Source organism: Pantoea sp. B550 (assembly GCF_024158165.1).
Classification (GTDB): domain Bacteria; phylum Pseudomonadota; class Gammaproteobacteria; order Enterobacterales; family Enterobacteriaceae; genus Pantoea; species Pantoea alfalfae.
In genome coordinates, this window is the sequence record NZ_JAMYXI010000003.1 from 2,218,361 (window position 1) to 2,230,057 (window position 11,697).

Annotated in this window: 4 protein-coding genes, 1 tRNA gene and 3 rRNA genes; 7 read left to right on the forward strand and 1 reads right to left on the reverse strand. The window is 54.0% G+C overall.

The window, feature by feature from the left end; translation table 11 throughout:
* Positions 1-2: 2 nt before the first annotated feature.
* On the reverse strand, positions 3-1,592 hold the full coding sequence (gene purH, locus NIM72_RS13360; protein WP_222924733.1) for a bifunctional phosphoribosylaminoimidazolecarboxamide formyltransferase/IMP cyclohydrolase: 1,590 nt from the start codon (positions 1,590-1,592) through the stop codon (positions 3-5).
* A 631-nt stretch (positions 1,593-2,223) separates the two neighbouring features.
* On the opposite strand from purH, the gene NIM72_RS13365 reads away from it, so the two are divergent.
* From NIM72_RS13365 to aceA, 7 genes are all read left to right on the forward strand, one after another.
* Positions 2,224-3,763: ribosomal RNA gene (locus tag NIM72_RS13365) — 16S ribosomal RNA — on the forward strand.
* 88 nt (positions 3,764-3,851) lie between these two features.
* Positions 3,852-3,926, forward strand: a tRNA-Glu gene (locus tag NIM72_RS13370).
* A gap of 230 nt (positions 3,927-4,156) precedes the next feature.
* Positions 4,157-7,064, forward strand: a 23S ribosomal RNA gene (locus NIM72_RS13375).
* 211 nt (positions 7,065-7,275) lie between these two features.
* Positions 7,276-7,391, forward strand: a 5S ribosomal RNA gene (gene rrf, locus NIM72_RS13380).
* Together the 16S, 23S and 5S rRNA genes with 1 tRNA gene alongside form the textbook arrangement of a ribosomal RNA operon.
* A 178-nt stretch (positions 7,392-7,569) precedes the next feature.
* Entirely contained in the window at positions 7,570-8,499 is a 930-nt protein-coding gene (gene metA / locus NIM72_RS13385; protein WP_010252696.1) for a homoserine O-succinyltransferase, read from the forward strand.
* Between the two features lie 263 nt (positions 8,500-8,762).
* Entirely contained in the window at positions 8,763-10,361 is a 1,599-nt protein-coding gene (aceB, locus tag NIM72_RS13390; RefSeq protein ID WP_253420713.1) for a malate synthase A, read from the forward strand.
* A gap of 17 nt (positions 10,362-10,378) precedes the next feature.
* The gene (aceA, locus tag NIM72_RS13395; RefSeq protein WP_253420716.1) at positions 10,379-11,680 is read left to right on the forward strand and encodes an isocitrate lyase; all 1,302 of its coding nucleotides are present in this window, start codon (positions 10,379-10,381) and stop codon (positions 11,678-11,680) included.
* Positions 11,681-11,697 lie beyond the last annotated feature (17 nt).

Consider the following 11,697-nt stretch of genomic DNA (forward strand, 5'->3'; position numbering starts at 1 on the left):
GATTAATGGCGGAAGTGGCGCATGTCGGTGAAGATCATCGCAATGTCATGCTCATCGGCTGCCGCAATCACTTCTTCATCGCGGATGGAGCCACCTGGCTGGATAACGCAGCTCACGCCTGCCGCGGCGGCGGCATCAATACCATCGCGGAACGGGAAGAAGGCATCTGACGCCATGGCTGAGCCTTTCACTTCCAGACCTTCATCGGCTGCTTTAATACCCGCAATTTTAGCGGAGTAGACGCGGCTCATCTGACCCGCGCCAATGCCGATAGTCATGTTGTCGCGTGCATACACAATGGCATTGGACTTAACGAACTTCGCGACTTTCCAGCAGAACAGCGCATCACGCAGCTCCTGTTCTGTTGGCTGGCGCTTGCTGACTACACGCAGCTGGCTGGCGTCCACCATGCCGAGATCACGATCCTGGACCAGCAGGCCGCCATTGACGCGTTTGAAATCCAGCGCGGCAGTGCGGTTTTGCCACTGGCCGCAGATCAGGACACGAACATTCTGTTTCGCAGCGGTAATTTTTAGCGCGGCTTCGGAAACGGCAGGCGCGATGATCACCTCAACAAACTGGCGGCTGATAATCGCCTGTGCCGTCGCTTCATCCAGCTCGCGGTTAAAGGCAATGATGCCGCCGAACGCGGAGGTCGGGTCGGTCTGGTAAGCACGCTCATAGGCTGCCAGCAGATTGTCACCGGTCGCGACACCACAGGGGTTAGCATGCTTAACGATGACGCAGGCGGGTTCACTGAACTCTTTAACGCATTCCAGTGCCGCATCCGTGTCAGCAATATTGTTATAGGAGAGCGCTTTGCCCTGAACCTGCTGCGCGGTCGCTACTGACGCTTCAGTAATGTTCTCTTCTATATAGAAGGCAGCATCCTGATGGCTGTTCTCGCCGTAACGCATATCCTGCTTCTTAATGAAGTTCAGATTCAGGGTACGCGGGAAACGGCCAGCGGGCTGATTGCGTTCACCGTGATAGGCTGGCACCAGGGTACCGAAGTAGTTAGCGATCATGCTGTCATAGGCGGCGGTATGTTCGAAGGCTTTGATGGCCAGATCGAAACGGGTCTCAAGCGTCAGCGCGTTCTCATGCGCATCCATTTCAGCAATGATGGCGTCGTAGTCACCGCTGCTGACCACAATGGCGACATCTTTATGGTTCTTGGCAGCAGAGCGCACCATGGTCGGGCCACCGATGTCGATGTTTTCCACCGCCTCTTCCAGTGAACATCCTTCACGGGCGACCGTCTGTGCAAAGGGATAGAGGTTAACGACCACCATGTCGATTGGGCTGATGTCGTGCTGCGCCATGATGGCATCATCCTGGCCGCGACGACCCAGAATGCCGCCATGCACTTTCGGATGCAGGGTTTTGACGCGTCCATCCATCATTTCCGGGAAACCGGTGTAGTCAGAGACTTCAGTAACAGCCAGACCCGCATCCGCCAGAAGGCGAGCGGTTCCACCTGTGGAGAGCAGTTCGACACCGCGACTTGAGAGCGACTGAGCAAATTCGAGGATACCGGCTTTGTCAGAGACACTGAGCAATGCGCGGCGTACAGGACGAGGTTGTTGCATGGTGGTTTATCCCTTGGCTTTGTTTCGCGTATATAAGAGCGTTACGTCAGGCTTTACAGCGGTTTTCTCTTCTATATAAGAAGAAAAGATCAAAAACCTCAGGTAACGCCCCGAAAAGGGGTGTCCGGAATATTGCCCGGCATTGTAGCGAAAACGTTTGCGTGATGCTCGCCTAAATTCATTCAGCCTGCTCTGTGTGGATAACATTGTGCGTAACTGCGTATAACAGCGGCTTTTGCTGTGGAATGCAGCGAACGCTCTTTTTTATGCAATTTATGGGTTGCGACTCTCCGGCAACTCCCTATAATGCGCATCCATCAACACGGCACACCGGAAACGGGAAACGGGTTGAAGGTTCAGGAGACTGACCCGCCGGAGAAAAACTTCTGAGAAAGAGGTTGACTCTGCAGGAGGAAAGCGTAATATACGCCACCTCGCGACAGGACGCTAACGCACTGTTCGCACTGCTCTTTAACAATTTATCAGACAATCTGTGTGGGCACTCGCAGGATTGATATCAGCGTCTTTGGACGCACAAAAATATCAAAGCCTCACGAGTGAACACATAATGAAATTCATTATGACGTTTTACAGATGAGCACCGCTTAACTTGTTTAAGCAAATCAAACTTAAATTGAAGAGTTTGATCATGGCTCAGATTGAACGCTGGCGGCAGGCCTAACACATGCAAGTCGGACGGTAGCACAGAGAGCTTGCTCTCGGGTGACGAGTGGCGGACGGGTGAGTAATGTCTGGGGATCTGCCCGATAGAGGGGGATAACCACTGGAAACGGTGGCTAATACCGCATAACGTCGCAAGACCAAAGAGGGGGACCTTCGGGCCTCTCACTATCGGATGAACCCAGATGGGATTAGCTAGTAGGCGGGGTAATGGCCCACCTAGGCGACGATCCCTAGCTGGTCTGAGAGGATGACCAGCCACACTGGAACTGAGACACGGTCCAGACTCCTACGGGAGGCAGCAGTGGGGAATATTGCACAATGGGCGCAAGCCTGATGCAGCCATGCCGCGTGTATGAAGAAGGCCTTCGGGTTGTAAAGTACTTTCAGCGGGGAGGAAGGCGGTGCGGTTAATAACCGCGCCGATTGACGTTACCCGCAGAAGAAGCACCGGCTAACTCCGTGCCAGCAGCCGCGGTAATACGGAGGGTGCAAGCGTTAATCGGAATTACTGGGCGTAAAGCGCACGCAGGCGGTCTGTTAAGTCAGATGTGAAATCCCCGGGCTTAACCTGGGAACTGCATTTGAAACTGGCAGGCTTGAGTCTTGTAGAGGGGGGTAGAATTCCAGGTGTAGCGGTGAAATGCGTAGAGATCTGGAGGAATACCGGTGGCGAAGGCGGCCCCCTGGACAAAGACTGACGCTCAGGTGCGAAAGCGTGGGGAGCAAACAGGATTAGATACCCTGGTAGTCCACGCCGTAAACGATGTCGACTTGGAGGTTGTTCCCTTGAGGAGTGGCTTCCGGAGCTAACGCGTTAAGTCGACCGCCTGGGGAGTACGGCCGCAAGGTTAAAACTCAAATGAATTGACGGGGGCCCGCACAAGCGGTGGAGCATGTGGTTTAATTCGATGCAACGCGAAGAACCTTACCTACTCTTGACATCCACGGAATCTGGCAGAGATGCCTCAGTGCCTTCGGGAACCGTGAGACAGGTGCTGCATGGCTGTCGTCAGCTCGTGTTGTGAAATGTTGGGTTAAGTCCCGCAACGAGCGCAACCCTTATCCTTTGTTGCCAGCGATTCGGTCGGGAACTCAAAGGAGACTGCCGGTGATAAACCGGAGGAAGGTGGGGATGACGTCAAGTCATCATGGCCCTTACGAGTAGGGCTACACACGTGCTACAATGGCGCATACAAAGAGAAGCGACCTCGCGAGAGCAAGCGGACCTCACAAAGTGCGTCGTAGTCCGGATCGGAGTCTGCAACTCGACTCCGTGAAGTCGGAATCGCTAGTAATCGTGGATCAGAATGCCACGGTGAATACGTTCCCGGGCCTTGTACACACCGCCCGTCACACCATGGGAGTGGGTTGCAAAAGAAGTAGGTAGCTTAACCTTCGGGAGGGCGCTTACCACTTTGTGATTCATGACTGGGGTGAAGTCGTAACAAGGTAACCGTAGGGGAACCTGCGGTTGGATCACCTCCTTACCTGAAGATACCTTCCCGCGCAGTGTCCACACAGATTGTCTGATAAAAAGTAATGAGCAGGACGGCTGCGAAGTCGTGACACTATCGTGTCCCCTTCGTCTAGCGGTTAGGACTCCGCCCTTTCACGGCGGCAACAGGGGTTCGAATCCCCTAGGGGACGCCACCTGCTTGGTGACAGGTGAAAGATGTCTCCATACAGTATCTCAAAGCCGTTCTGGCTGCGTAAGCAGCCGGGTCGCGTTTGAGATATTTGCTCTTTAACAATCCGGAACAAGCTGAAAATTGAAACGACGTGTCGCTTTCATTCTCCGTAACAAGAATGAAAAACGCGGCACGTTCGAGTCTCTCAAATGCTTGCAGTCTGCAGCGTTGCAAAACGCCTGTGGGTTGTGAGGTTAAGCGACTAAGCGTACACGGTGGATGCCCAGGCAGTCAGAGGCGATGAAGGACGTGCTAATCTGCGTAAAGCGACGGTAAGGTGATATGAACCGCTACAGCCGTCGATGTCCGAATGGGGAAACCCGGTGCACTCTGTGCATCATTGCAGCATGAATACATAGTGCTGCAAGGCGAACCGGGGGAACTGAAACATCTAAGTACCCCGAGGAAAAGAAATCAACCGAGATTCCCCCAGTAGCGGCGAGCGAACGGGGAGCAGCCCAGAGCCTGAATCAGCATGTGTGTTAGTGGAAGCGTCTGGAAAGTCGCAGGGTACAGGGTGATACTCCCGTACACAAAAGCACACGCGCTGTGAGCTCGATGAGTAAGGCGGGACACGTGGTATCCTGTCTGAATATGGGGGGACCATCCTCCAAGGCTAAATACTCCTGACTGACCGATAGTGAACCAGTACCGTGAGGGAAAGGCGAAAAGAACCCCGGCGAGGGGAGTGAAACAGAACCTGAAACCGTGTACGTACAAGCAGTGGGAGCCCTCTTTACGGGGGTGACTGCGTACCTTTTGTATAATGGGTCAGCGACTTATATTCTGTAGCAAGGTTAACCGTATAGGGGAGCCGCAGGGAAACCGAGTCTTAACTGGGCGTTAAGTTGCAGGGTATAGACCCGAAACCCGGTGATCTAGCCATGGGCAGGTTGAAGGTTGGGTAACACTAACTGGAGGACCGAACCGACTAATGTTGAAAAATTAGCGGATGACCTGTGGCTGGGGGTGAAAGGCCAATCAAACCGGGAGATAGCTGGTTCTCCCCGAAAGCTATTTAGGTAGCGCCTCGTGAACTCATCTCCGGGGGTAGAGCACTGTTTCGGCTAGGGGGCCATCCCGGCTTACCAACCCGATGCAAACTGCGAATACCGGAGAATGTTATCACGGGAGACACACGGCGGGTGCTAACGTCCGTCGTGAAGAGGGAAACAACCCAGACCGCCAGCTAAGGTCCCAAAGTCATGGTTAAGTGGGAAACGATGTGGGAAGGCACAGACAGCCAGGATGTTGGCTTAGAAGCAGCCATCATTTAAAGAAAGCGTAATAGCTCACTGGTCGAGTCGGCCTGCGCGGAAGATGTAACGGGGCTAAACCATGCACCGAAGCTGCGGCAGCGACACTATGTGTTGTTGGGTAGGGGAGCGTTCTGTAAGCCGTCGAAGGTGTGCTGTGAGGCATGCTGGAGGTATCAGAAGTGCGAATGCTGACATAAGTAACGATAAAGCGGGTGAAAAGCCCGCTCGCCGGAAGACCAAGGGTTCCTGTTCAACGTTAATCGGAGCAGGGTGAGTCGACCCCTAAGGCGAGGCCGAAAGGCGTAGTCGATGGGAAACAGGTTAATATTCCTGTACTCGGTGTTACTGCGAAGGGGGGACGGAGAAGGCTATATCAGCCGGGCGACGGTTGTCCCGGTTTAAGCGTGTAGGCGGAGGGTCCAGGTAAATCCGGTCCCTTATCAACGCTGAGGCGTGACGACGAGGCACTACGGTGCTGAAGTGATAAATGCCCAGCTTCCAGGAAAAGCCTCTAAGCATCAGGTAACACAGAATCGTACCCCAAACCGACACAGGTGGTCAGGTAGAGAATACCAAGGCGCTTGAGAGAACTCGGGTGAAGGAACTAGGCAAAATGGTGCCGTAACTTCGGGAGAAGGCACGCTGGCGCGTAGGTGGAGGGACTTGCTCCCCGAGCCGAAGCCAGTCGAAGATACCAGCTGGCTGCAACTGTTTATTAAAAACACAGCACTGTGCAAACACGAAAGTGGACGTATACGGTGTGACGCCTGCCCGGTGCCGGAAGGTTAATTGATGGGGTTATCCGCAAGGAGAAGCTCTTGATCGAAGCCCCGGTAAACGGCGGCCGTAACTATAACGGTCCTAAGGTAGCGAAATTCCTTGTCGGGTAAGTTCCGACCTGCACGAATGGCGTAATGATGGCCAGGCTGTCTCCACCCGAGACTCAGTGAAATTGAACTCGCTGTGAAGATGCAGTGTACCCGCGGCAAGACGGAAAGACCCCGTGAACCTTTACTACAGCTTGACACTGAACATTGAGCCTTGATGTGTAGGATAGGTGGGAGGCTTTGAAGCGCGGACGCCAGTCTGCGTGGAGCCAACCTTGAAATACCACCCTTTAATGTTTGATGTTCTAACGTAGGCCCGTTATCCGGGCTGCGGACAGTGTCTGGTGGGTAGTTTGACTGGGGCGGTCTCCTCCTAAAGAGTAACGGAGGAGCACGAAGGTCAGCTAATCACGGTCGGACATCGTGAGGTTAGTGCAATGGCATAAGCTGGCTTGACTGCGAGAGTGACGGCTCGAGCAGGTGCGAAAGCAGGTCATAGTGATCCGGTGGTTCTGAATGGAAGGGCCATCGCTCAACGGATAAAAGGTACTCCGGGGATAACAGGCTGATACCGCCCAAGAGTTCATATCGACGGCGGTGTTTGGCACCTCGATGTCGGCTCATCACATCCTGGGGCTGAAGTAGGTCCCAAGGGTACGGCTGTTCGCCGTTTAAAGTGGTACGCGAGCTGGGTTTAGAACGTCGTGAGACAGTTCGGTCCCTATCTGCCGTGGGCGCTGGAGAATTGAGGGGGGTTGCTCCTAGTACGAGAGGACCGGAGTGAACGCACCACTGGTGTTCGGGTTGTCATGCCAATGGCACTGCCCGGTAGCTAAGTGCGGAAAAGATAAGTGCTGAAAGCATCTAAGCACGAAACTTGCCCCGAGATGAGTTCTCCCTGACTCCTTGAGGGTCCTGAAGGGACGTTGAAGACTACGACGTTGATAGGCCGGGTGTGTAAGCGCAGCGATGCGTTGAGCTAACCGGTACTAATGACCCGTGAGGCTTAACCTTACAACGCCAGAGGCGTTTTTGAGAGACAGATTTTCAGCTTGTTAACCGGATACAGTTGTGTCCTGCGGGCTGAAGTCCGAAGGATTTTGCGCTGAGGCAAGGCGGCAACCGACCGATACGAAGGAGCATACTGAAGTATGTGACGGAGTAGCGCGAGGGCGGCCAACGCAGCATCAGCACAAAAGACACAGGACAGAGCACAAAGAATTTGCCTGGCGGCTTTAGCGCGGTGGTCCCACCTGACCCCATGCCGAACTCAGAAGTGAAACGCCGTAGCGCCGATGGTAGTGTGGGGCCTCCCCATGCGAGAGTAGGGAACTGCCAGGCATTATATAAGTGAAGAAGCCCCGCACGCAGTGCGGGGCTTTTTTACGTCTGTTGTTTGCCACGTTAAGCTGAAACATTTTCATTTTCTGCATCAAACCTCGACAATCTCTGCTGATCACTATAATGTTGGGCATCCAGATGTCTAAACGTTTATATGGTTGCGAGAGGTGAGCAGGTTATGCCAATCAGGGTTCCCGACGAATTACCGGCAGTGAATTTTTTGCGTGACGAAAATGTCTTTGTGATGACATCGTCGCGCGCCAGTGTTCAGGAGATCCGCCCGCTTAAAGTGCTCATACTGAATCTGATGCCGAAAAAGATCGAAACGGAGAATCAGTTTCTGCGTCTGCTTTCCAACTCGCCCTTACAGATCGATATTCAGCTGCTGCGCATCGACAGCCGCGAGTCACGCAATACGCCCACTGAACACCTCAACAACTTCTACTGCAATTTTGAAGATATCCAGCATGATAACTACGATGGCTTAATCGTGACAGGTGCACCACTCGGGCTGGTTGATTTTAATGATGTCGCTTACTGGCCACAGATTCAGCGCGTTCTGCACTGGGCAAATGAGCATGTCACCTCAACCCTGTTTGTCTGTTGGGCGGTTCAGGCCGCGCTTAACATTCTGTATGGCATCCCCAAGCAAACCCGGCATAACAAACTGTCTGGCGTCTATGAGCATCAGATACTGCATCCCCATGCGTTACTGACCCGCGGTTTTGATGATAATTTCCTCGCACCGCACTCACGCTATGCTGATTTTCCCACTCATTTGATAACGGATTACACCGATCTTGAGCTGTTTGCTGAATCGGAACAAACCGGTGCCTATCTGATGGCGAGTAAAGACAAACGTCTGGTGTTTGTTACCGGTCACCCGGAATATGATGCCCTTACATTGTCTGGTGAGTATCATCGCGATTATGAAGCGGGGGTGAATCCGGAAGTCCCTTATAACTATTTCCCGCAGGATAATCCGGTATTGCCACCCCGCGCCACCTGGCGCAGTCACGGCAATCTGCTGTTCTCGAACTGGCTCAACTACTACGTTTACCAGATCACGCCGTTCGATCTGCGTCACATGAACCCAACGCTGGAATAGTCCCGTCTGAAGATCAACGGAACCGTGTTAGCCGATGGCAACACGGTTTTTTTTCGCCTTCATAACGTTAAATGAAAGCGATTCCTTTAATGGATGAAAATTTTATTTCTGATAAAACATAAGGATAAGTTGATTTTTATTTAAAAATGGAAATAGCTTTTGATTTATAAAAATAAATGATTATGCTCTGATCCTGTCGCTCACAAAACGAACACCGTGTGGATCCGCTGCATTCGATCCTTTGAATACAGGAGAAAGCCAGCATGACAGACTCAGTGATCAGCCATACCCTCTCTTTCAGCCAGCCCTTTAATCATGCCGAACAGCAGCTGTTAACGCCCGAGGCCGTCTCTTTCTTAGAGGGGCTGATTGCACGCTTTGCACCACAACGCGACGTGCTGTTGTCGGCTCGCCAGCAACGTCAGCGTCGATATGACGAGGGCTATCTTCCAGACTTCGATATGGAAACCGCTTCCATAAGAGCCAGCGCGTGGCGTATTCAACCCATTCCGGCAGATTTAAAAGATCGTCGGGTTGAGATCACCGGTCCACCCGAGCGAAAAATGGTGATTAATGCCCTGAATTCAAACGTAAAGGTTTTTATGGCCGACTTTGAGGATTCGCTGTCACCGGAGTGGTCAAAGCTGATTGACGGGCAGCTTACTCTGCGCGAAGCTGTGCTGGGTACGCTGAGTTACACCAGCGACACTGGCAAAATTTATCAGCTCGGCGCTAATCCAGCTGTGCTGATGTGTCGGGTTCGCGGCCTGCATCTGTCAGAAAAACATGTCAGCTGGCAGGGCGAGGCGATTCCGGGTGGGCTGTTTGATTTCGCGCTCTATTTCTTCCACAACGTCCGTCCTTTACTGGCCAAGGGCAGCGGACCTTACTTCTATCTGCCTAAGACTGAGAGCTGGCAGGAGATCGCATGGTGGCGTGAGATCTTTAGCTTCAGCGAGGATCAGTTCGATCTGCCGCGCGGCACGATCAAAGCGACAGTGCTGATCGAAACCTTACCCGCCGTGTTTCAGATGGATGAGATCCTGTGGAATCTGCGCGATCACATTGTGGGCCTCAATTGTGGCCGCTGGGACTACATCTTCAGCTACATCAAAACCCTGAAACAACATGCGGATCGCGTACTGCCGGATCGCCAGTCTGTCACCATGTCTCAGCCGTTTCTGGATGCTTACTCGCGCCTGCTGATTAAAACCTGTCATCGCCGGGGCGCTTTTGCGATGGGCGGGATGTCTGCGCTGATCCCCGCTAAAGATCCGACGCGCAATGCCTGGGTGCTGCAGCGCGTAACGGAAGATAAAGAGCGGGAGGCGGACAACGGGCATGACGGCACCTGGATTGCGCATCCGGGCCTGGCAGATACCGCCATGGCGGTCTTCAATGCTGCGCTGGGTGACCGGCCGAATCAGCTGCATATTCTGCGCGAAGAAGATGCCCCCATCACGGCGGAGCAGTTACTGGCGCCCTGCCAGGGCGAGCGCACTGAAGCCGGAATGCGCGCCAATATCCGCGTCGCACTGCAATATCTTGAAGCGTGGATTAGCGGCAACGGCTGTGTGCCAATTGACGGACTGATGGAGGATGCCGCGACTGCTGAGATCGCACGCACCTCAATCTGGCAATGGATTCGTCACCAGCAAATGCTGAGCAGTGGCCAGCAGGTCACGGCCGAACTGTTTCTGCGCTGGCTGAATGAAGAGCTGCATCTGCTGCAAAACGCGCTGGGCGAAGCCCGTTTTAGTGCCGGTCGCTATGACGACGCGGCACAGTTGATGGCGCAGATCACTACCGAACGCGAGCTGGTTTCCTTTCTTACCCTGCCAGGCTACCGCCTGATCCCCTGAACAGAGGAGCTATTGCCATGACACGTACTCAACAGATAGATCAACTGGAACAACTCTGGCAGACCGCACGCTGGCAGGGCATTACCCGCCCTTACAGCGCAGCAGAGGTTGTCAATCTGCGCGGTTCTGTTCTTCCCGCCTGTACGCTGGCAGAGCGCGGTGCGGAAAAATTATGGACGCTGCTGAACGGGGAGGCGAAGAAAGGGTACATCAACAGTCTGGGTGCGCTCAGCGGCGGGCAGGCACTGCAGCAGGCCAAAGCGGGCATTGAAGCAATTTACCTTTCTGGCTGGCAGGTGGCTGCGGATGCCAACGTGGCAGGGCAGATGTATCCCGATCAGTCTCTCTACCCGGTGAACTCGGTGCCGGAAGTGGTGACCCGCATTAATCAGACCTTTCAGCGTGCCGATCAGATTCAGTGGTCCAGTGGCATCGAAAAGGATGACAGCCGGTACACCGATTTCTTCCTGCCGATTGTTGCCGATGCGGAAGCCGGTTTTGGCGGCGTACTCAATGCGTATGAGCTGATGAAGGCGATGATTCAGGCGGGCGCGGCTGCGGTCCACTTCGAAGATCAGCTGGCGGCGGTAAAAAAATGCGGTCACATGGGCGGTAAAGTGCTGGTACCGACTCAGGAAGCGATTCAGAAACTGGTGGCGGCACGGCTGGCTGCGGATGTAATGGGCGTACCCACCGTGCTGCTGGCCCGCACTGACGCCGACGCCGCTGACCTGATTACCTCAGACTGCGATGAATACGATCGTCCCTTTATCCCTGGTGACCGGACGGCAGAAGGCTTTTTCCGCACCCACGCTGGCATTGAACAGGCGATCAGCCGCGGGCTGGCCTATGCACCTTATGCTGACATCCTGTGGTGCGAAACCTCGACGCCGGATCTGGCGATGGCACAGCGCTTTGCCGACGCCATTCATGCGCGCTTCCCGGGCAAACTGCTGGCTTACAACTGCTCACCGTCGTTCAACTGGAAGAAGAACCTCGATGATCGCACCATCGCGAAGTTCCAGCAGGCGCTCAGCGACATGGGCTATCGTTTCCAGTTCATCACGCTGGCGGGCATCCACAGCATGTGGTTCAACATGTTCGATCTGGCGCATGCCTACGCCCAGGGCGAAGGCATGCGTCACTACGTGGAAAAAGTGCAGCAGCCTGAGTTCGCTGCCCGCGATCGCGGTTACAGCTTCTCGTCACATCAGCAGGAAGTGGGCACCGGTTATTTCGATCAGGTGACCAACATCATTCAGGGCGGTAAGTCTTTAGTCACCGCGCTTACCGGTTCGACCGAAGAGCATCAGTTCTGACGCTTCTTCTATGACGG